We start from the raw sequence: 21,430 nt of genomic DNA on the forward strand, positions 1-21,430 counted from the left end.
TGTCGCACTATTTAATGCCATTCAATATGTAATATGAACCAATTTAAAGCAGTAGCTTTATCTATACTTTAAATTCAGAAACAAGCTGACCTAAGCCTTCTGCAAGCCTTGCAATCTCTGTGCTTGAACTATTTGTTTGATGAGCTGCAATCGAGTTTTCTTCTGCAATGCGCTTAACGTTTACTACATTCCTGTTAATATCCTCAGCAACGGTACTCTGTTGTTCGGAAGCGCTCGCAATTTGCATGTTCATATCATTAATGACGCTAATGGCATTGGTAATTTCCTCTAACGCCATGCTTGCTTTATTGGCTTGGTTAACGCAATTATCAGCCTCAATTTGACCTTGCTTCATTGCTTCTACCGTACTTTGAGTTCCCATCTGAAGTTGCTCGATAATAGATTGAATTTCTGAGGTAGATCCTTGTGTTCTTGCAGCCAAAGAACGAACTTCATCAGCAACCACAGCAAAGCCTCGTCCTTGTTCGCCAGCACGGGCAGCCTCAATAGCGGCATTCAGCGCGAGCAAATTTGTCTGATCTGCTATCTCTCTGATTACATCTAGAATTTTGCTGATATTAACGACTTCCTGCTCTACTTCATCGAGCTTTTCAGATGAATCATTAACTCTTTCAGACAGAGAGTTAATGGAAACAATGGTCTGCTGGACAACTTGAGAACCAGATATTGCTTCCGTATCCGCTTGATTGGCAGCGTCAGAAGCCTTAACTGCATTATCAGCAACATCATGAACCGTTGTAGCCATCTCATTCATAGCCGTTGCCACCATTTCGGTTTCCTTTTCCTGTTGACTGATACCCTTGGATGTCTGCTCAGTCACCACCGCCAATTCTTCCGAAGCGGAAGCTAATTCACTACTCGCATTTGAGATGGTTGAGATCATCTGTGTTAAACGATTTGCAGTATTTTGCACCGCATCTAAAAGTTTACCTGTTTCATCTTTGCTGGTTATTCCAACGTCAACTGTTAAATCGCCTTCAGCAAGTTGATTGGCCGCATCGACCGCTTTTTGAATCGGTCGGGTAATAGCATTAGTTAAGAAGTAAGCAGAAAGAATACCAACCATAATCGCAATCACAGATAAGGTTAAACTCAGCATCACACTTGCGTCGGTATTTGCTTTCAGTTCAGGCCCAAGCGTATCTTGGTCTTTCATGATCGACATCTTCATATCTTCAATGTATTTCGCCACCTCGGGGCCAAGTACATCCAACGTGTTTTGAATGATGTCGTTTCTTTTCACAATTAGGTAATTGATATCACGCATGTCCTGGACATAAGCTTCATGCGCATCGGAAAACTCTTTGAACAGCACCCTGAGCTTAGGGTTTTGCAATTTACCGTTCAGGTCTTCAATTTCCTCTGAAACAAACACATGCATATTTTTAATGGCGATCTCAAAGTCACTGCTAAGATTCGATTGAAGAAATTTTACAACAAACAACCTACCTATCAGCATCTTTTGCTGAACATGGCCAGCATGATAAGCGGCTTCAGAGTCACCGTCTTGATATGCAGATTTTATAATATCATCGATAGCTACCCGCATCCTTTCACCATTAGGCACGAGGCGAGAGTCATATAAAATCTTACGTTCAACAATTAGGTCTACCGTTTTGTCAAAAGCATTTTGATAGCTCACCATCGCTTTACTGACATCAGCAATTAAGGATGCCCGATCTGGTTGCTGGATCTCCTGCTTTGCATCATTAAGAAGGTCTTGCATTTTTGAAAGATACTCACTGTATTGTTGTAAGTCCTTCTCGCTATTAGTGATAATGTAATCTTTGACGTTCATACGAACCATAAGCATATTAGCTTGGATCCTTCCAGACAGATTAGTGTCCCGTGCAAGTCCTCTATATTCTGATATACCCTCATCAGTTCGTTGAAGAGCATTAATGCTGATACCCAATACAATAGAAAGCATCGCCAGTACAAAGCCAAACATCAATCCAATCTTTGTTTTTAATCTTAAATTCTTAAACATAACCACCACTTCTTTGCTGTGCGAAACTTAACTAGATCTACATCCAAATACATTCAACGGATAAATATAAGGATATTCTTATATAACGATAACAGGCGGTGTCATTTACAAATTGATGCATATCAATAAAGAAAGCGCTTTCTTGGGCGTTATTTAGATTTGAACTTTTTTTAAGTTTGAGCTTTTCTTTCGGTTGCGGTGTCACTTGAAGAAAACAAATACACGGGTGTCAACATGTCTTGCGTTCACACCAATTACATACCTAGTTATTGAATATCACTCACCAAGGGAAAGACTTAAATCTAAGATTAGGATCCATTCTGATAGCCCTCCAACTGTAGCCTCCCTCCTCCCAATGATCTATTTCCCCTTATCCAAAGTACAAGTTATTAATAATTCGATATAAATCGCTCTATTGTTTGAAATTGTTGTCTACAGTTTTATAGAGCTTGTCGCTTCAGTAATTGCCACAAGTAACGACACCTTTTGATGGTAAGTTTTGGTTATAAGGAAAGGAAATGGAAAGCCCAATTGTCACACTCACACATGCCAGCAAAAGCTTTGTTGATGGCAAAGATACCCATCACGTATTGGAAGGTGTCGACTTCGCTTTGGCGACAGGGGCAAGCGTGGCTTTGACAGGGGCGAGTGGCAGTGGAAAGAGTACTCTGCTGAACATCATTGCGGGGTTTGAGCCTCTATCTGGTGGCGAGTTGTGGCTCGATGGCGAGAACACATCAAATTGGAAAGACCCACAGTGGAGCCGATTCCGCCATCAAAAATTGGGTGTTATCTTTCAACAGTTCAACTTGCTAACGCCACTCAACGTAAAACAAAACATCGCGTTTCCTCTCCATTTAAATCAACAAAAGTGGAGCGACTGGTGCGATTATTTAGTTGACGCATTGGGCATCAGCGAGCTACTCGAAAGGCATGTATCCGCACTCTCTGGCGGTCAACAACAACGAGTCGCAATAGCGCGTGCGCTAGCCCATAAACCCAAACTATTGCTTGCCGACGAGCCCACTGGCAACCTTGACCACAAAGCAGGGTTAGAGGTTATGAAGCTGCTGAGTGAAATCACCACACAAGGCAACACTGCGGTGCTTTTGGTTACGCACAGCCCAGAATGCGCCAGCTTTATGCAGACAAAATTGGTGTTAGATGATGGTTGTTTAAAGAACGCGGATCTAACCCTAAGAGCAGCAGCGTTGTGAGTAATCCAATGAAGCAAACTGGCTTCGCTCAGAACCAGCTCACCCATACCAAACTGACTCTGAATCTATTCGCAGCGCACTATCGTCAATCACCACTACAAGCCGCAGCGATTCTGATCGGCATTGTGTTAGCGGTCACCTTGTTTGTCGCAGTGCAAGCCATCAACCTCAATGCCAAGCGCAGTTATGCAGAATCGACCGAGCAACTTAGCGCTCAAGCGCAGAACCTTATCATTCCACCAGCAGGGCAAAACTATTTGCCGGAATCGCTCTACTTCAACTTAAGACAAAGTGGATTAAGCGCAGCGCTACCCGTTATAGAAGGGCGAGTAAGAGACGAACAAGGTCGACGTTGGTCAGTTCAAGGCAGTGAGTTGATCGCCGCCCTCACTTCAAGAACTCGTCACTCTCGCGTCGACGATAAAAGCAATACTCAAACCAAAGAGCCAAACATTTCCCTGTTCGACAATGTCTTACCTTTGCCGCAACTCTTAGCGGGTGAACCCATTGTGATGATGAGTCAATCTCAGCACCAGAGTTTGGACGAAGTGGACACGCTCACTTTGGATGAAGTACTCACCAAGGTTGCGGTACTGCCAGATGAATGGCAACTGGGTAGCCGAATGTTGATGGACATTGGATTCGCTCAGCAATTGCTTAACAAGCAAGGGCAACTGAGCTATATCGCTATTTTTGACACTAAGAGCGACACTAAGAGTAATACTCAGGATAAATGGCAGAGCCTCATAGGTGAGCAAGGGCAGTGGATTTCCAACAACCAAAGCACGGATCTCGGTTCAATTACCGACAGCTTTCACCTCAATCTCACCGCCATGAGTTTGTTGGCGTTTTTGGTTGGCCTATTCATCGCTTACAACGGTGTGAAGTACAGTTTGCTCAAGCGAAATCGGCTGTTAGTACAAATTCAACAAGCAGGCATTGCTCCAAGCATCGTGTTTTCAGCTCTGTTAGTGGAACTGATTCTTTTAGTCACACTAGGCGCATCACTTGGTTTCATTCTCGGCATTCAACTCAGCCATTGGCTGCATCCAACCGTCGCGATAACGCTTGAGCAACTTTATGGTGCAACGCTATTACCCGGCACATGGCAGTGGCAATGGTTGGTACAAGCTTTATTACTTACGTTAGCGGCTACGTTAGTTGCATGTTGGCAACACTTTAAGCAGCGTATTCGACAACCACTCTCTTCCCATGGCGGTTTTTACCAAGCGCCAGAGGCTTCAAACGAAAACCAGTTGTTTACTATCGGTTTGGTGCTGACAGTTATCGCGTTAGCAGGATTATGGCTTAGCGAACATCATCGCTTCACCATGGTCTGGCTTGGAATGTTAGTGGTGTCGATTCCTTTACATCTACCCAAAACGCTCAGCGTGTTAGCAAATTGGAGCGAACAGCGCACCCAATCGGGGTTAATACAATATCTTTTTGCTGAACTGAGAGAGCTAATATCTCCCCTATCCCTTGCCATGATGGCGCTGCTTCTAGCGGTTACCGCTAACATGGGAATGAATACCTTAGTCGGCAGCTTTGAATCCACTTTAAAGCAATGGCTTGAACAGCGCTTACATGCCGATATTTACGTTAGCCCTGCCCAAGCTGAAATCGCCAATGTGGAGCGTGCGTTAGAACAGTTTGATAATATTGAAACCGTCTATAAGCAATACTACGTCGACGATAACTTGCAGGGCTTACCGACTTTGCTCGGCACTAAAGACAAAGACACACTTGAGCAAACCATGGTGTTCCAATCCCACCTTGATGATTTCTGGACGCGCTTTTACCAAGGTGAATTCGTGGCGATCAGTGAACCCACTGCGGTGAAGCTCGGCTTGTCCCTTGGAAGCCAACTCAAGCTCGACGCTATCCAAGACAAAACACTCATCGTCGGGGCGATTTTCCACGATTACGGCTCACCGAATGGCGAAGTGTTACTTGCACCTAATTTATGGCTCGAAAGCGGATTTACTGACTTACCCACCAGCTTGGGAGTTAAAGTCTCTGGCGACCCACAAGTGGTGTACGAACAGCTACGCCAACAACTCAATTTACACCCAAGCCAGCTTTACGATCAGGCACAGATCAAATCGATCGCTTTAGATATCTTCTCACAAACTTTTGCCATCACCCGAGCGCTTAATGGAGTCACCTTAATGGTCGCAGTGATTGGCTTGTTCTGTGCGTGCTTTATGTTGCTTGATGCGCGTAAAGCCGCTATTGCAAGGTTGTATGCACTAGGTGTGAGCCGCAAGAAGCTGATGGCGATGGTGATCGGGCAAATTGTCGTGTTGGTTACTTTTACTCTGGTTATCGCCTTACCACTCGGCGCTATGGTCGGTTATGTGTTGACGGACATCGTTACCCTGCGCGCCTTTGGTTGGAGTTTAAATTATGTATGGAATTGGAGTGATGCACTCAGCATCGCAGCCATCACCATTTTAGTCGCTGTGATAGCGACCTTGATTCCGCTGTGGCGTTTGGTCAGTAAACCCGTGGTATCCAGTTTACAGAGTGAGGTGTTGTGATGAATCGAACAATGAGAGTTTTCGTTCTCACACTTACCCCCTTATTCTTTTTAGGATGCGAGGAGTCCACACAACCATCAGCTCAAAATATGGGTTCGGTACTCGGTACTGGAGCACAAACCGAGAATGAAGTACAAAAAGAGACTGAGCAATTCACGCCGGTATTAAAAGGCGTGGAGATCACCTTCCCTGCCGACCATCAAGCACACCCTGATTTTCGTCATGAATGGTGGTATTTAACCGCAAACTTGATTGATGAAGAAAGCAATACGTTAGGCGTGCAATGGACACAGTTTCGCTTTGCGGCTGCACCACAGGAAAGTGGCAATAGCACCAAGCAAACCACGTGGCAAAGTCAGCAAATCTACATGGCACACAGCGCTGTCACCACTAAAGACAAGCACTACGCCGATGAGAAATGGTCTCGCGATCAAGCTGAACTAGCAGGTGTAAGCACTTCGCCGTTTCGTGTTTATCTCGATGACTGGCAATGGACGTCGACGACCGATGACCTGTTCCCAGCTACATTGGTCGCTAACTCGGGTCAATTTGGATACTCGCTTAAGTTAACCAACAACGCGCCTTATCAAAAGCAAGGCGAACAAGGCTACAGCACTAAAAGTAGCGATGGTAAAGTGGCTTCCTATTACTACAGCCAACCATTCATCGATGTATCGGGCGAAGTAACCATTGATGGCATCACGCATCAGGTGTCTGGTAAAGGTTGGATAGACAGAGAATGGAGCTCTCAGTTTTTACTCGACTCGCAACAAGGTTGGGATTGGTTTGCGCTAAGGCTGAGTGATGAAACCAGCTTGGTGGTATTTCAACTTCGAAACTCAACAACAGGCAAAGCCAGTTATTCCCATGCGAGGTTGATGAATCAAGATGGCTCCGGCATCACGATTAAGCAGCAAGACATCAGCTTAACCGCCATCAGGCAAACTAAAATCGACGGGCGTGACTACCCAACAGAGTGGCAAGTTTCGATTCCAACTCAACAAATCGAACTGACCGTCTCGGCACTCAATCCAAATGCCAAAATGCCGCTGTCGGTTCCCTATTGGGAGGGGCCAATCATAATTAAAGGTTCGCATTCTGGATCTGGCTATATGGAGTTGACTGGGTATTAAGTCGTGTATTAATAAAGGTGGAATCTGACAACAAATACATCGCGATAACCATCAACTAAACCACTTTTAACCAAAGCCTCTACCACGGAGGCTTTTTGCCATTCATCATGTTCTATTTATCTAAACGCTTGTTACAAAATATCTAATTTAACCAAACACTGAGCTCCCCTAAAATACCAATCAAAAGCTTAGGGGAGATAGAACATGATTAGCTCAGTACACAATGACGAACTCAACAGATACATAGAGAAACTAGACTTAAACCTTACCAAGGCTCAGGTTCGTGAACTTGGTTGGCAGCAAAGTAATGAAGAGGTAGGAAAAGAAAAAACAGTATTAGGCTCGTGGTTTTTCTTTTCTTTCTTTGGCTTATGTACGTCTGCATGTCTTGCGCTGCTGATGTATATCTCATGAAGATAAACAAAACAATGACCACGTATAACCAGCATGGAACGTTCAATTGGTTTGAGGTCGATGGAGAAACGTACATACTGTTTAAGGTCGGCATCAACAGCGCTCTATTGAACCAACACTATGAGGATGTCACCGAACAAAATAACGAAATATACAGGCTATTAGGGGCGATTCCATAAGCTCCTACCGCGCGTATTCACTTATGGTCTATCTACTCACTAACTAGTGAAAACATCCGTTCTTTTGGGAATAAGATCGAGCTACAACAAACGGTTCTTATACTGTTCTGGCGTTTGGTTCGCGTAACGTTTGAACATGGTGATAAATGGGCTTGCTTGGTTATAACCCAATGTAAGAGCGACCTCTTTGACCGATTGGCCGTTTCTTAACAAATCCATCGAGTAAAGGTAGCGCACTCGTAACCGCCACTCTGTAAAGCTCATTCCGAGCTCCGTCTGGCAGTGGCGAGAAAGGGTTCTTTCCGTGGTGTGGACACGTTCAGCCCAATCTTTCAATGTCACTTCATCGGTTGGGTTTTCTTCCACAGAAGCCAGTATAGGCGCTAGGTACTTATTGTCAGTTGAAGGCAAGAAGTGGTGTTCAACTTCACGCTGCGCAAGTTGGTCGAGTAGTACCTGAACAAGCCTTTGATCTTGTTCTGTTTCCGCAACATTGATTCCACGATCGCGAAAATCATCAATAATCGAAGACACAATCGGCGTGATCTTTATAAGGCTGGTTTTATCTGGAAGGTGTTGCGTTAGCTCTGGGGCGATATTTAGCGAGCAGTAGTCCAAAGGCTTACGGTTATAACTGCAATGCGTCACCCCGGCCGGTACCCAAATCGCCAAATGTGGTGGCGCTAGAAATCGGGTGCCTTCCGCTTCCATCTCTAATATACCGCCACTAATCAATTGAACCTGTCCCCATGAGTGGCTATGAACTCGGGTTTCCGTGTTCGAAAGAAACGCTTCAAAATTCATAAATACGTTGGATGGTGCCTTATCAATTGATAAGGATGGGTGAAGGTTTCTTGAGTGTTTTTTCAAACTTGTCTTCCTATCGCGCCTGATGTCTTTCTAAAGATACTTGTAAGTATAACGACCTGTCAAACTAGCCGCATCAACTCATTTGCGACGGAATTCACATGCATTATCTCTTACCATTTTTTACAGTCTGTATCTGGGGCGCCAATGCAATCATCAACAAGCTTGCTGCAAGCACCATAGAACCTAGCGCAATGAGTTTTTACCGCTGGTTTTTTGCGATGTTAATTCTCACCCCCTTCTGTATTCGCTCAGTTATCAAGCAATGGCCGATCATTAAACCTAACTTGTCTAAGTTGGCTTTCCTTGGCTTTTTGGGCATGGTGTTAAACCAATCTCTAGGCTATTACGCAGGTTTAACCACAACCGCTTCTAACATGGCTTTGATCACCTCATTAGTGCCCTTGATCAGTGTGTTCCTTAGCGTTCCTCTGTTGCACAAGTCGATTTCTAGTTTGAGTATTGTGGGTGGTGTATTGTCACTGTCAGGCTTAGCTCTGATGTTAGGCAAAGGCGATCCTCTGTTCTTCATCCATCAAGAATTGACCCAAGGCGATGGCTATATGCTGATTGCAGCCTTTGTTTATGCTTCTTACTGTGTGCTATTGAAACGCTGGAAAATGCCAATCAGTAGCTGGGTGGTGATTTACATGCAGGGGCTTTTTGCTGTCGCAATGCTAGCGCCACTTTGGCTTACCAGCGAACAGCTTTTACCACCGCAACAAGCGATCCCATTGATAGCTTACGCTGCAGTTGCCGCTTCCATTTTGGCACCTTGGATGTGGGTGAAAGCGATTGATACCATTGGTGCGGACTCAAGTGCGATGTTCATGAACTTGATGCCAGTTATCGCAATTGTATTAGCTTCCACTTGGCTTGGCGAAGAGATTAACCAGTTCCACATCATTGGTGGTGTGATGGTGATTTCCGGTGTCATCCTTGCTCAAATCAAAAGAAAACCAAGGCTTGAGACACCTCTCCCTCAACAAGGCTAAACGCATTACCCAACGCTCACATTAGGGTAAATATTCAAACTCACTTTTCTCACAGTGCCTACTTCCGAAGTAGGCACTGTTGTTTTATTCACAAGCCTTTCAAATGCTTTTAATACGCGTTCATTGTGGTTGCAACATGTTACCGACTCAGGTTTAATGCATTGAGTACCGTTTAAGTTGTAAAAGGAATTACAATGACTCAACCAACGATCCCTGTGATCATCTCGTCTCTGCTTACTTTGTCATCTGCTTCAAGCTTTGCTGCCACTGTTCCTGCTGATACACCATTAGCTGAGGAACAACATTTTGTGCGTGGTAATGGCGCAGAGCCCAACACACTAGACCCAAGCTTCGTAAACTCAGGTATGCCCGGTGACATTATCGTCAATGATATGTTTGAAGGCTTTGTGATTGAGGACAGTGACGGGAAAATCATCCCAGGGCAAGCCAAAAAGTGGTCTATCAGCAAAGACGGCAAAACCGTGACGTTTGTATTGAAAGACAACCTCAAGTGGTCGAATGGTGAGACAGTCACAGCATCCGATTTTGTCTTTGGTTGGCAGCGCGCTGTGTCTCCTAAAACAGGTAACAACACAGGTTTTGTTTTTTCGACGGCTAATATCGTGAACGCTAGCGAGATTCTATCAGGAGACAAAGCTCCCTCTGAGCTTGGCATCAAAGCATTAGATAAGCGCACAGTTGAGATTTCACTTTCAAAACCTACGCCCTATTTTATGAGTTTAATGGGCATCAAGACCTTTTTCCCTTTGCCTGCTAAGTTGGTTCAAGAGAAAGGTGACCAATGGACTCGCGCAGAAAATATCGCGACCAACGGTGCTTACACTTTGAGTAAATGGGTGCCCAACGAATACGTTGAAGTCGAGAGAAACCCAAATTATTGGGATGACACATCGACAGTCATCAATAAGGTAACCTATCTCGGCCTATCCTCTCAAAATGCCGAACTGATTCGTTACCAAGCTGGTGAGATCGATATGACCAATCGCGTTCAGCTTGAGTACTACCAAAAATTAATCCAAGAAAGTCCTGAACAAATCAAAGCGCAAGCTCTATTGGGCTCTTACGTTTATTCATTCAATACACGTCAAGCACCGTTTGATGACGTAAGAGTACGCCAAGCACTCAGCATGGCCGTCAATCGTGAGATATTGGTAGATAAAGTCACTGGTCAAAGTGAGCCAGAAGCATACAGCGTGACGCCGAATAATATTCCTGGCTACACAGCTCCTTTATCCGAATTCAATTCTTTAGACAGCACGCAGCGTTTAACAAAAGCCAAAACGCTACTTGAAGAAGCGGGATACAACGAAAACAAGCCGCTCAAATTTACCCTGACATACAACACCAGTGAGAATCATAAAAAGATAGCTATTGCGATTGCATCGATGTGGAAGCCACTTGGCGTAAAAGTTGAGTTAGAAAACATGGAGTGGAAAGCCTATGTTGCAGCGAAGGGAAGTGGCGACTATCAACTAGCTCGCTCATGGGCATTTGGTGACTACCCAGAGCCTTCTGCACTGTTAGAGGCGTTCTCTTGTGGTCACACGGCAAATGAAAGTGGCTACTGTAATCCCGATTACGATGAGCTCTTACAGCAAGCAAGTAAAACGGAAGATCAGTCTAAACGCTTTACTTTATACCAGCATGCTGAATCGCTACTTAACAAATCTGCAGCAGTTATGCCTTTATATCATTACAATCACACCCGATTAGTGCGAAATACTCTCAAAGGCTTCCCTAACAATAATCCGAAAGGAAATATCTACGCGAAGGATCTATACTTTATTCAAGAGTAAAAATGAGCTGAATAACAAATATTTTTAACTACCACTTTAGTGGTAAAAAGACTAAAATAATTTAACTAAACCAGATAAACAGCGGTTAGTTGGCTAAAACAAAATAAGGTACCGCAATGAGTACCAAACGGCTTAGAAACACCTAGCACTGCGCTAGGTGTTTTTTTTGCAATCGACCTTTCTAGCTGTCAGCTCAACATTTATTGGTTCTTACTCAATATGGCTAGGCACCTGCTCAATATTGCTTCATCCGTGTTTGCCACTCGCCTCTACCGCCTTTAAACATCAATATTCATTCGTTCGTCACCCGTTTGAAAAAATAGTCTTAATCGTGAGAAACACCGCTTTAATTTATGTCATCTTAAGTATATTGTTATTAGCAAGTAACAAGCATGTTATACAGCACAATAATAATGAAGGAAGATAGATGAGCAGTAACAATAACCGACCAGATGGTAAACGAGACGTTACTCTGCGTTTTTTAGCTGAACCTGGGGATGTGAACTTTGGTGGTAAAGTTCATGGTGGCGCAGTAATGAAATGGGTCGATTTAGCGGCTTATGCTTGTTCTGCTGGGTGGAGTGGTAAATATTGTATTACCGCTTACGCAGGGGGGATTCGATTCGTAGCTCCGATCCATGTTGGTAACCTTGTTGAGGTAAGTGCGAAGGTCATCTATACCGGTTCATCTTCTATGCACATCGCTATCGACGTTCAAGCCAGCGACCCTAAAGAACTCAACAACCGCCTAACGACTCACTGCATCGTTATTATGGTCGCTGTTGATGAAAATGGTAACCCGACTAAGGTGCCGGAGTGGCTGCCAGAAACACCAGAAGACATCGAATTAAGAGATTCGGCTATTCGCCTAATGAACATGCGAAAACAGATCGGTGAAGAGATGGAAGCGCACGTGAAGTACCTTAAATAAGGTCACGACCCAGAAAGCCCTACAAAACCTTACTACGATGCCAAGCACATGCTTGGCATTTGCTTATCTAACTAAACTCCCCTATTCACACTCTCACAGATAAAGCCGCGTCTTACCCAATACTTCTTATCTCAATACGAATTGTCTCAATACAGCTTATATAGCGTGATGCCCAGCCAAAGGTTGAAATGAATCGACACTTGTTCGCGGATTTATTTTGACTGTAATAAAGTCGTCATTTTGCTCTGTTTAAATACCGCCAATCATAATGGATGTATTTGAATTTCCTGGAGCCACTTTTGAGCGTCACACGCCCCACTCTTAGCGAATCTACACTGAACAATTTAAAGGCGGTTGAGTACCAATGGGTTAGAACTTTGTACGTCGAAGGCTACGACAGCAACGAAATTAACCACTACATCCAAACTTGTTTTGGTGGTGACCAGACGTTTGCGGATCTATTTCGCCGTGTGGCACTCGATCAAGAAAGCATCTATGTGCTGTTGCAGCATCTTGGCTGTGCTCCTTCTAGTAGAGAACTCTAACCACAACATCCGATTCCCTCTTACCTTTGAATTGAAAGATACTTCCAAGCAAACCAATAACTACGAGTGATAGCTACTCACAACACATCAACAGTAGCCCGCCGTTTTAGACATTTTCTGTGCAATCAGGCTAATCGTTGCATACAAATCATTGAAGTATCACGCATTGAAATATTAGCAATATATCAATAGAGCAACTGCCCCTTATACTGAGTGTCTGATTTGTGAGACTCGTTCATGTCTTCAAGTAAGAGGAATGAGGTAGGGAAGGTTTGAGAGAGAAGTGACTCGAAGCTTTGAACATGAAGCCGTTATGAGCACAAGAATTGACAGGTAAACGAACATCAAGACAAAGTAGAAAGCAAAAAGTAGCAGGCATAAAAAAACCCAAGTAAATACCTGGGTTAGAGTTACAAAAACCACTAATCATTAATAGCGTAAGGAACCTGATTAGTAGCCAGCTATGCGTAACCTGAGGGTTATTTTTATTACTGATCGGCGGCCAAACCAAATGATGTAATAAAAATGCCAATATAGAGCGACCTAAAAGGTCGCTCTTTGTCTTTCTTATAGGGTACAGCTTATCCTTTTACACCACCCGACGTCAAACCGCCAACTAGCCAACGTTGAGCAAGTAAGAATACGATCGTAATCGGAAGTGCTGATAGTACAGCCGCTGCCGCAAAGTCGCCCCATAGATAGTTCTGAGGATATAGGTACTGCTGCATGCCGACTGCTAGCGTGTAAGAGTTCACATCCGATAATAGGATTGAAGCAACAGGTACCTCACCAACAACACCAATGAAAGATAGAATAAACACAACCGCTAGGATTGGCACTGACAGAGGTAATAGAACCAATCTGAACGCTTGCCACGGCGTCGCACCATCCAGTGCTGCAGCCTCTTCCAAAGAATTATCAATCGTCTCAAAATAACCCTTAATCGTCCACACGTGTAGTGCGATACCGCCTAGGTAAGAGAAGATTAGACCGCCGTGCGTGTTCAAGCCTAAGAACGGGATGTATTGACCAAGTTTGTCGAACAGCGCGTAAATCGCTACCAAAGCCAATACTGCTGGGAACATTTGGAAAACCATCATCGCTTTCAAAATAGTTTCTTTACCTTTGAAGCGCATACGAGCAAATGCGTAAGCCGATGTAGTAGACAGCGCCACAATCAAAATAGACGTAATACCCGCTACTTTTATCGAGTTCCACAACCAAGTAAGTACAGGGAATGGAGGTGGCGTGACCGAACCATCAGCGTTGGTCACTGACATGCCCAGAGCTAATTTCCAGTGTTCCAAAGATGGGTTATCTGGAATCAAGCTACCGGTTGCGAAGTTACCTTCACGGAACGAGATAGCAATAATCATTAATAGTGGGAAGATAATTAGCGCTAAGAAGCACCACAACACTGCATGCGTTGCCCACACTCGGTATTTAAGGCCTTTACCTTGTACCATAGCCATTGTCGTGCTCCTTAATCTTGAGTCAGTTTAGTGAAACGTAGGTTTAGTAACGCGAGTGCACCAACCAATAGGAAGATAAGCGTTGCGATAGCACTTGCTAGACCAAAGTCTTGACCGCCGCCGCCTTCGAATGCGATTCGGTAGGTGTAGCTTACAAGTAAGTCTGTGTAACCCGCGGGCTCTGAAGTGCCAATCATGTTCGGGCCGCCGTTCGTCAATAGTTGAATCATTACAAAGTTATTGAAATTAAAGGCAAATGCTGCAATCAATAGCGGTGTAAGCGGCTTAATCATCAATGGGAATGTGATTCTCTTGAAATTATCAAGAAAGTTAGCACCATCGATTGCTGACGCTTCGTACAAATCTTCAGGAATCGCTTTTAATAGGCCCATACATAAAATCATCATGTAAGGAAAACCTAGCCAAGTGTTAACAATCAACACCATGGTTTTCGCAAGAATCGGGTCGGAGAACCAGTTCGGGCTTAAGCCAAAGATACTCTCAAGCACCATGTTGATCTCACCAAAGCTCTGGTTAAATAGGCCCTTAAAGATAAGAATCGAGATAAACGCTGGGACTGCGTAAGGCAGAATCAGTAGAACACGGTAGATTGAACGACCCTTTAGCTCTTCCCACTGCACAATATTCGCAAGAATCAGACCAATGGCAAGCGTGAAAACAACCGTACAAATAGAAAATACAACGGTCCAGATGAAGATACTGATGAACGGTTCTTTAATGCCGTCATCTTTCCAAACACGTTCAAAGTTAGCCGTACCGATGTCTACAACAAAGCCTGGAGATATTGTGTTACCAATAAACTCTCCTTTCTCGTCAACCGGTTGGTAGAAACCCACTTCCATGTTTGGTTTCAATACTTCACCAGATTCATTGTTGATTAACGTTTCACCATCACCTTGAAGGGTGTAAAGCGGTGCGACAGCAGCAAACTTACGCAAGCCACTCATACGGATATCATCACCATCTGGCAAGTGGAAGTCTACACCACTGATCGCAGAACGGTTTTGGATGATCGCTTTGATCTTCTCTTTTTCACCTTGTACAGATTCGATTGCAGATAGGTCCATCTCTGTTGCTGTCATACCTTCCAGAGAAAATACATCAGTTGCTAACAGCTGGTCGCCATCTTTCACAACGATCTGGTGACCGTTATCTGTTTTGTACAAAGTAAATGGGTAACTTTCACCGCTTTGGAATGAACGGTCTAAAAGAACGGTTTGAGTACGCTCTAGAGAGAGCTGGTTTTTTGCGCTGTAGTTAGTAAACGCAAGCCCGACGGTGTATGCCAGTGGGAAAAGAATGAATAAAATCATTCCGGCAATACCTGGGTAAATATAACGGTGGGCGTAAGTTTTCTTACTACCAAAAATGTAAAGTGCCAAAGCCGTTAAGATCACAGTAAGCAACGCAAATGCGAGCTCACCGCGAGAATACATTAGAATTGTAGCGTAGCCATTAATTAAGCCAACACTACCAAGCAACCCCCATTTGATGAAGACGCTTTTACTGCTTGGAAGGCTTGATGGTGCCGGGATCGCATCTGAACCTTGAACTGACTGCATAGAGGAACCTGCTAACGATATAGATAAAAAATAGAAAAGTAAGGAGAGGTTGCCCCCTCCTTAAAGGTAGAACTTGAGTATTACTTAGTCATTCGAGCTTCAGCACCTTTCAGCGCTTGATCAACAGTTTGGCGGCCATCAACAACGTTGCCGATCGCTTCTTCCATGCTGTACCAGAACGTTGTGAACTGAGGGATGTTAGGCATGATTTCACCGTTCATCGCGTTGTCCATTGTTGCGGCAATACGCGTGTCACTGTCTAGTTGACGTTGGAAAGAGTTAAGAGCAACTGCGCCTAGTGGTTTGTCATCGTTCAAGCTTTTCATACCTTCATCAGTTAGTAGGTAGTTTTCCATGAACTCAACGGCTAGGTCGCGGTTTGGAGAAGCAGTGCTGATACCACCCGCCCATACACCAACGAAAGGCTTAGACGCTTTACCGTTGAACTTAGGCAGTGTTGCAACGCCGTAGTCTACGCCTGCTTTCTCGATGTTTGCCCAGCCCCAAGGACCATTGATTGTCATTGCAACGTTACCCGCAACGAATTCAGACTCAGCGACTGAGTAGTCCATGTCTGCAGAGATAACTTTGTCTTGTACCATCTTCTCGATGAAACCTAGAGACTTTTGAACACCATCAGTCGCTACGCCCGCATCTTTAATGTCGTAACCTTCGGCTGTTTGTTTGAATGCATAACCGCCGTCAGCTGCTAGTAGAGGCCATGTGAAGTAAGCGCCGCCACGTAGAGGCCACATGATCGCTTTCTTACCGTCTTTTTGAAGCTCAGCGTTAAGTGCTGGGATTTCTTCCCAAGACTTAGGTGGGTTAGGAACAAGTGCTTTGTTGTAGATAAGAGAAACTGACTCAACCGCTACTGGGTAAGCGATTGTTTTACCTTCGTAAGAAACAGCGTCCCATGCGAAGTCTACGATACCTTCTTTAGTCTCTTTAGAAGGTTTGATATCAGCAAGAAGACCCGCTTCTGCAAAACCACCAAAACGGTCGTGAGCGTAGAAGATCATGTCTGGGCCATCGCCAGCCGCTGCAACTTGAGAGAACTTCTCTTCTAGTTTATCTGGGAAAGCCACTGTTACTTTAACACCAGTGTCTTCTTCAAAGCGTTTGCCTACTTCAGCCATTCCTTCATAAGCTTTATCGCCACCAACCCAAATAGTTAGTTGACCTTCTTCGATAGCAGCGTTTGCACCAAATGAACCCAGAGCCACAATTGTGCCTAGAGCTACAGCGCTTAGAGCGTTTTTCATGTCAATATCCTTTTTATATTTATACGTAGGGCGCATTCAATTAAGACGAGCCAGTTTTCGAGGTTATGATCTGAGAAAACAGTCCCTAACTCATCATCCTAGCCACTACGCCCTAGCTATTATGGCTTAATTTCGTGATCGTCATCCGGTCAGATTAGAGAGCGAAGTCACAAAGTGTATACTCATCGTGATCCACATCACCGTTATGTGGTGAATTTATTTGAACTGGATCGCTAATTGGGAGCAACCCCATTTATCTACTCCTCCCCTCCTACTCCCCCTCGTTAAATTTTCATTGGGAGGATGTACGATTGCGCCAATTCACCGAAACTGCATCCATCCAAGAGTGGATAGTAAGAACCCTTTACCAGCGAATGTTATGCGTGAAGCATTGTTCATTTAGTTGGCTTCACTGCCCGCTGTTGTCTTTATTAAGCATCAAGCTAAATCTGTGATTGAATCACGGGGGAGATTTAGCTGGATGTGGGGGAAATAGGCACCAGTTTGGCTATGACGGGTGGGCTTGGTTAAAGAATCCAAGTCTCACCCACTTTTTTTCTTACTCATTCAATACTTACCAATTCCTACAGTTACTGCTGACCCAAAAATTTCTTATAATGATAAGCAGTAAAACTTAAAATTTGATCGATCGAGGACTAGCTAGATGGCGAGTGTCACGTTAAAAAACGTTTATAAATCATATGGTGATGTACAGATTTCTAAGGACGTAACCTTAGACATCAACGAAGGTGAGTTCGTAGTATTCGTTGGACCATCAGGTTGTGGTAAATCGACGCTATTACGCTGTATCGCAGGTCTAGAAGACATTACGTCTGGTGATTTGTACATTGGTGATCAACGCATGAATGACGTTGAGCCTTCAAAGCGTGGCGTAGGTATGGTATTCCAATCTTACGCGCTTTACCCTCACCTTAACCTTTACGACAACATGTCTTTCGGCCTTAAGTTAGCAAACGCAAACAAAGCTGAAATTGATAAGCGTGTTGAACATGCTGCAGAAATCCTTCAGCTTGGTCACCTTCTTGAGCGTCAGCCTAAAGCCCTATCTGGTGGTCAACGTCAACGTGTTGCTATCGGTCGTACTCTGGTTTCTCAACCAAACGTATTCTTACTTGATGAGCCTCTATCTAACCTTGATGCTGCTTTGCGTGTTCAAATGCGTTCGCAAATCACTAAGCTACAGCGTCAACTTGGTTGCACCATGATCTACGTTACCCACGACCAAGTGGAAGCGATGACAATGGCCGATAAAATTGTTGTTCTTGATGGCGGTTACGTATCTCAAGTCGGTAAGCCGCTTGATCTTTACCACTACCCTCAGAACCGTTTCGTTGCTGGCTTTATTGGCTCGCCGAAGATGAACTTTATGTCGGTTCACATCGAGCAAGCTGAAGCAGAACGCGTATTGGTACAACTTTCAAATGGCATGACTTTCTGGATCCCGGTAGATGGTACCACTGTTAATGCTGGTGACCGTATGTCTCTGGGTGTTCGTCCTGAACACTTGTTGTCTGCTGAAACAGGTGACGCGACGATTGAAGCTGAAGTGATGATGGTAGAGAAACTAGGTAACGAAACACAGGTTTACCTAAACCTCGAGAGTGCTGATGCTGATGTTATCTACCGTCAACCAGACACGTTGACGATTGAGTCTGGTGACAAACTAGCGATTGGTATTCCTGCGCACCGTTGTCACTTGTTCCATAGCGATGGTCGAGCATGTCGTCGCTTGTACAAAGAGTACGGCACCGACTAGTCGGTTCGCCTTTTTAAGATATAACTTGCCCATATCGAATCCCTCTTACCAAGTAAGGGGGATTTTTTTGTTTAAAGGCGCCAACTACTTTCGCTTTGATTGTTTAACTTTGCGCACAGCTCAGTTAACTTATCGCGCAGCAATAAAAAAGGCCTAGCAATGGCTAGACCTTGATTTGTGTAGTCAGGCTAAGCCCAACTACTCATTCCACTCTATCTTAGACAAGATGAAATTGCCTTAAGCATAGAACTTAGTGGATTGGCGTATCACTTGTTTTGTTGAACTGGCCAAAATGCTTTTCTAACACTTCTGGTGTTAGTTTGCCTTCCGCTTCTAGTCGCTTAAATTCAGCAACGATCGCTTTTTGCTCTTCAATTGATGGCAGTTGTACTTCTGGCTCATCGCCCATCTCTTGAGTCATCTGCTCTAGTTCTTTTTCAAAATCGCTCATGATACTTACCTAAATATTAAACCTAATCAGATTTTACTCATTTACGCTCTGTGATGCTAGAGCGATTAAGTGCAAAGCCTGAAACCAGATCAAGCTAAGGCCAGTTAGAAGAAAACAAGCCCGTAAATAAAAAGAGCTGGATTCACGATTAAATGAATCCAGCTCTTCGTCTATGTCTCTTTCTAAGCCAGCTACAGCTTAAAGAATTTAAAGCTTAAACGAGCCAACCATCTTATCTAGGCGAGAAGAAAGGTCACGAAGCTCTTGGCTCGCTTCAGCAAGCTGCTCAGCGGTACCCGTTGTCACTTCATTGATTGCGTTAATCTCTTCAATGTTCTGGTTGATGGTGTGAACTACGGTTGATTGCTCTTCCGTTGCCGTTGCGACTTGCGTGTTACGATCGGTGATGTCTACGATGCGGTCCGAAATGCCACCCAGTACATCTACGGCTTCATCCGATGCAGCTACACCTTCAAGGGTAATGACTTTACCTGTACTCATTGCTGCTACTGCATCTTTAGCATCGCTTTGCAGCTGGTTGATCATCTTCTGAATCTCTTCCGTTGAGTCTGCCGTGCGACTTGCTAGATTTCGTACTTCATCTGCTACCACGGCAAAGCCACGGCCTTGCTCACCGGCACGCGCTGCTTCAATCGCTGCGTTCAATGCAAGTAAATTGGTTTGCTCTGAAATATCACGGATAACACCCAGAATGGAGCCGATATCTTGTGTTGTTGAAGCAAGTTGTTCAACCACTTGGCCCGTGCTCTCAATATCTTGAGCTAAGCGGCTAATTGCATCTTTTGCTTTATTTACAACAGAGCGACCCACTTCCGTATTGCCCGAAGCTTGAGTGGCCGTTTCCGCAGCCGTTGCCGCGTTTGATGCAATCTCGCTGATGGTCATGCCCATTTGGTTAATGGCAGCAACCACTTGAAGGGTTTGATCACGTTGCTCTTGGCTATTATCGTGGGTGATGTGTGCTTTGTTAGAAACACTCTCTGCCGCCACTTGAAGCGCTTGGCTTGTCGAGCATACTTCTTTCATAGACTCGTGAATCTTTTCAATGAATCCATTAAAGCCCTTTGAAAGCTGTGCAATTTCATCGTTGCCTTTAACTTCGATACGCTGTGCAAGATCACCATCGCCTTCGCCAAGGTCACCGAATCGCTTAGCCAGAAGTTTAATTGGCTGAGTAATGCTGTTTGCTAACACTACGCCCATTAGGATAAACACCAAAGCCACAACAGCCGTCATGATCAGCATCTTTTGCGCAGTCGCATCAAGCTCAGCAAACACTTCATCGGTTGGAACCACACCAATAACGAACCAGTCCATTGATGACACATACAAACTCGCCACAAACAGTTCTTGTCCTTGGCTTTCAGTGGTAATCAGATTGAAACCCGACTTGTTCAATAGTTGGCTTGATTGAGGGCCGTAAAGTTGTTGAAGTGAAGAATCACTGCGAGAACGCTCACGGTGAATCTGTACATCACCTTGGCTATCGGTCAAAAATACAAAGCCTGTATTTTCAATCTTGAAACCGTTCAGCAGGTTAACCATGTCATCCATCGATTTTGATAAACCTGACATCGCCAAACCAGAAGGCTGTTGGTAGTTAGCAAACATCTTCACTTCACCATTGGCTTCTTGGAACATGCTCACCATGGTTGGCTGGCCTGACTGAGTAAAACCAAAGAACCAACCGTCTTGTTGTTGGTTTAGCTGGCGTAAAAAACCATCTTGGTTCCAGTAGTAAGCTGTTTGACGGTTAGCTACCGAGGCATCATTCAGCTGATATTGGTTACGAACATTGTTCAGTTGTTTAACCAGTTTATTTTCTAGCTCAGCATCACGATCGGTCGATTCGATTGCATCAGAAATGAATTCATTTGAAGCAATTTGCTCCGCCGCTAACAATAGCTGAGAGACTTCACGATCAATTTCACCATTGATTCGCTCCAACATACCGGGAAGCTCAATATCAACCAAACGGTGGCTCAATACATCTCTTGCTTGCTGTTGTGCCATCGCGCCGACAATCACTGTCGATGCAAGAACCGCAAAGGTAATTCCAAGTACAACTTTTTGTTTGATACTCAGAGAGTTAGTTTTAAACATATTTGGACCTTTAAAAGAATCGCTCGTTATTGGTATACCCTGAACAGGACTTTTTTAGTGCACTCCAACAAGCAATGCACAATCTGAGTGATGTATCGGCCAAAAC

At 44.4% G+C, this 21,430-nt stretch carries 16 protein-coding genes; 9 read left to right on the plus strand and 7 right to left on the minus strand.

Translation table 11 applies throughout. The features are described from left to right. Positions 1–61 precede the first annotated feature (61 nt). Positions 62–2,011 carry a methyl-accepting chemotaxis protein gene (locus L3V33_RS04665; protein WP_171327922.1) on the minus strand — a complete coding sequence of 650 codons (1,950 nt, stop codon included), beginning with the start codon at positions 2,009–2,011 and terminating at the stop codon, positions 62–64. Positions 2,012–2,529: 518 nt separating this feature from the next. Between L3V33_RS04665 and L3V33_RS04670 the strand changes: the two genes are divergently transcribed. The 4 genes from L3V33_RS04670 to L3V33_RS04685 all read left to right on the plus strand — a co-directional run bounded on the left by L3V33_RS04670 (position 2,530) and on the right by L3V33_RS04685 (position 7,318). Continuing rightward, on the plus strand, positions 2,530–3,228 hold the full coding sequence (locus L3V33_RS04670; RefSeq protein WP_237289406.1) for an ABC transporter ATP-binding protein: 699 nt from the start codon (positions 2,530–2,532) through the stop codon (positions 3,226–3,228). 8 nt (positions 3,229–3,236) lie between these two features. After that, a complete protein-coding gene (locus L3V33_RS04675) occupies positions 3,237–5,771 on the plus strand; it encodes an ABC transporter permease (protein ID WP_237290170.1) in 2,535 nt (844 codons plus the stop codon). Further along, positions 5,771–6,904 (plus strand): lipocalin-like domain-containing protein, encoded by a 1,134-nt coding sequence (locus tag L3V33_RS04680; protein WP_237289408.1) that lies wholly within the window; start codon positions 5,771–5,773, stop codon positions 6,902–6,904. The genes L3V33_RS04675 and L3V33_RS04680 overlap by 1 nt, the downstream gene beginning before the upstream one ends. 204 nt (positions 6,905–7,108) lie before the next feature. Then, a complete protein-coding gene (locus L3V33_RS04685; protein WP_017094616.1) occupies positions 7,109–7,318 on the plus strand; it encodes a hypothetical protein in 210 nt (69 codons plus the stop codon). 260 nt (positions 7,319–7,578) lie between these two features. Here L3V33_RS04685 and L3V33_RS04690 read toward each other — a convergent pair whose 3' ends face one another. Further along, complete coding sequence (locus L3V33_RS04690; RefSeq protein ID WP_054545835.1) at positions 7,579–8,367, minus strand: helix-turn-helix transcriptional regulator; 789 nt, start codon at positions 8,365–8,367, stop codon at positions 7,579–7,581. A gap of 98 nt (positions 8,368–8,465) precedes the next feature. Here L3V33_RS04690 and L3V33_RS04695 point away from each other — a divergent pair, with 98 nt between their 5' ends. The 4 genes from L3V33_RS04695 (at position 8,466) to L3V33_RS04710 (ending at position 12,652) form a co-directional block, all read left to right on the plus strand. Then, entirely contained in the window at positions 8,466–9,359 is an 894-nt protein-coding gene (locus tag L3V33_RS04695) for a DMT family transporter (protein WP_146456291.1), read from the plus strand. A 194-nt stretch (positions 9,360–9,553) separates the two neighbouring features. After that, entirely contained in the window at positions 9,554–11,176 is a 1,623-nt protein-coding gene (locus L3V33_RS04700) for a peptide ABC transporter substrate-binding protein (protein WP_237289410.1), read from the plus strand. A gap of 427 nt (positions 11,177–11,603) precedes the next feature. Then, positions 11,604–12,107, plus strand: a complete 504-nt coding sequence (locus L3V33_RS04705; RefSeq protein ID WP_237289411.1) for an acyl-CoA thioesterase — start codon at positions 11,604–11,606, stop codon at positions 12,105–12,107. 272 nt (positions 12,108–12,379) lie between these two features. Next, entirely contained in the window at positions 12,380–12,652 is a 273-nt protein-coding gene (locus L3V33_RS04710) for a hypothetical protein (RefSeq protein WP_171307599.1), read from the plus strand. 581 nt (positions 12,653–13,233) lie between these two features. On the opposite strand, the gene malG is transcribed toward L3V33_RS04710, so the two are convergent. The 3 genes from malG to malE all read right to left on the minus strand — a co-directional run bounded on the left by malG (position 13,234) and on the right by malE (position 16,972). Further along, positions 13,234–14,124, minus strand: a complete 891-nt coding sequence (gene malG / locus L3V33_RS04715) for a maltose ABC transporter permease MalG (protein ID WP_004732010.1) — start codon at positions 14,122–14,124, stop codon at positions 13,234–13,236. 11 nt (positions 14,125–14,135) lie between these two features. Continuing rightward, on the minus strand, positions 14,136–15,707 hold the full coding sequence (gene malF / locus L3V33_RS04720) for a maltose ABC transporter permease MalF (protein ID WP_004732011.1): 1,572 nt from the start codon (positions 15,705–15,707) through the stop codon (positions 14,136–14,138). 80 nt (positions 15,708–15,787) lie between these two features. Continuing rightward, positions 15,788–16,972: a maltose/maltodextrin ABC transporter substrate-binding protein MalE gene (gene malE / locus L3V33_RS04725; RefSeq protein ID WP_004732013.1), complete on the minus strand. Its 1,185-nt coding sequence runs from the start codon at positions 16,970–16,972 to the stop codon at positions 15,788–15,790. 664 nt (positions 16,973–17,636) lie between these two features. Here malE and malK point away from each other — a divergent pair. Further along, positions 17,637–18,749, plus strand: coding sequence for a maltose/maltodextrin ABC transporter ATP-binding protein MalK (gene malK / locus L3V33_RS04730; protein WP_010431455.1), 1,113 nt, complete (start codon positions 17,637–17,639; stop codon positions 18,747–18,749). A 250-nt stretch (positions 18,750–18,999) separates the two neighbouring features. On the opposite strand, the gene L3V33_RS04735 is transcribed toward malK, so the two are convergent. Further along, entirely contained in the window at positions 19,000–19,200 is a 201-nt protein-coding gene (locus L3V33_RS04735; protein WP_017091765.1) for a hypothetical protein, read from the minus strand. Positions 19,201–19,407: 207 nt separating this feature from the next. Next, positions 19,408–21,324, minus strand: a complete 1,917-nt coding sequence (locus L3V33_RS04740) for a methyl-accepting chemotaxis protein (RefSeq protein WP_237289420.1) — start codon at positions 21,322–21,324, stop codon at positions 19,408–19,410. Positions 21,325–21,430 lie beyond the last annotated feature (106 nt).

The organism is Vibrio sp. A2-1 (assembly GCF_021728355.1).
Taxonomy (GTDB): domain Bacteria; phylum Pseudomonadota; class Gammaproteobacteria; order Enterobacterales; family Vibrionaceae; genus Vibrio; species Vibrio splendidus_K.

Bases quoted from the DNA above. Each gene is read 5' to 3' on its own strand.
- malG (WP_004732010.1), bottom strand. From the start codon at position 14,124: ATGGCTATGGTACAAGGTAAAGGCCTTAAATACCGAGTGTGGGCAACG.
- L3V33_RS04680 (WP_237289408.1), top strand. From the start codon at position 5,771: ATGAATCGAACAATGAGAGTTTTCGTTCTCACACTTACCCCCTTATTC.
- L3V33_RS04700 (WP_237289410.1), top strand. From the start codon at position 9,554: ATGACTCAACCAACGATCCCTGTGATCATCTCGTCTCTGCTTACTTTG.
- L3V33_RS04740 (WP_237289420.1), bottom strand. From the start codon at position 21,324: ATGTTTAAAACTAACTCTCTGAGTATCAAACAAAAAGTTGTACTTGGA.
- L3V33_RS04670 (WP_237289406.1), top strand. From the start codon at position 2,530: ATGGAAAGCCCAATTGTCACACTCACACATGCCAGCAAAAGCTTTGTT.
- L3V33_RS04685 (WP_017094616.1), top strand. From the start codon at position 7,109: ATGATTAGCTCAGTACACAATGACGAACTCAACAGATACATAGAGAAA.
- L3V33_RS04710 (WP_171307599.1), top strand. From the start codon at position 12,380: ATGTATTTGAATTTCCTGGAGCCACTTTTGAGCGTCACACGCCCCACT.
- malK (WP_010431455.1), top strand. From the start codon at position 17,637: ATGGCGAGTGTCACGTTAAAAAACGTTTATAAATCATATGGTGATGTA.
- L3V33_RS04735 (WP_017091765.1), bottom strand. From the start codon at position 19,200: ATGAGCGATTTTGAAAAAGAACTAGAGCAGATGACTCAAGAGATGGGC.
- L3V33_RS04705 (WP_237289411.1), top strand. From the start codon at position 11,604: ATGAGCAGTAACAATAACCGACCAGATGGTAAACGAGACGTTACTCTG.
- malE (WP_004732013.1), bottom strand. From the start codon at position 16,972: ATGAAAAACGCTCTAAGCGCTGTAGCTCTAGGCACAATTGTGGCTCTG.
- L3V33_RS04695 (WP_146456291.1), top strand. From the start codon at position 8,466: ATGCATTATCTCTTACCATTTTTTACAGTCTGTATCTGGGGCGCCAAT.
- malF (WP_004732011.1), bottom strand. From the start codon at position 15,707: ATGCAGTCAGTTCAAGGTTCAGATGCGATCCCGGCACCATCAAGCCTT.
- L3V33_RS04675 (WP_237290170.1), top strand. From the start codon at position 3,237: ATGAAGCAAACTGGCTTCGCTCAGAACCAGCTCACCCATACCAAACTG.
- L3V33_RS04665 (WP_171327922.1), bottom strand. From the start codon at position 2,011: ATGTTTAAGAATTTAAGATTAAAAACAAAGATTGGATTGATGTTTGGC.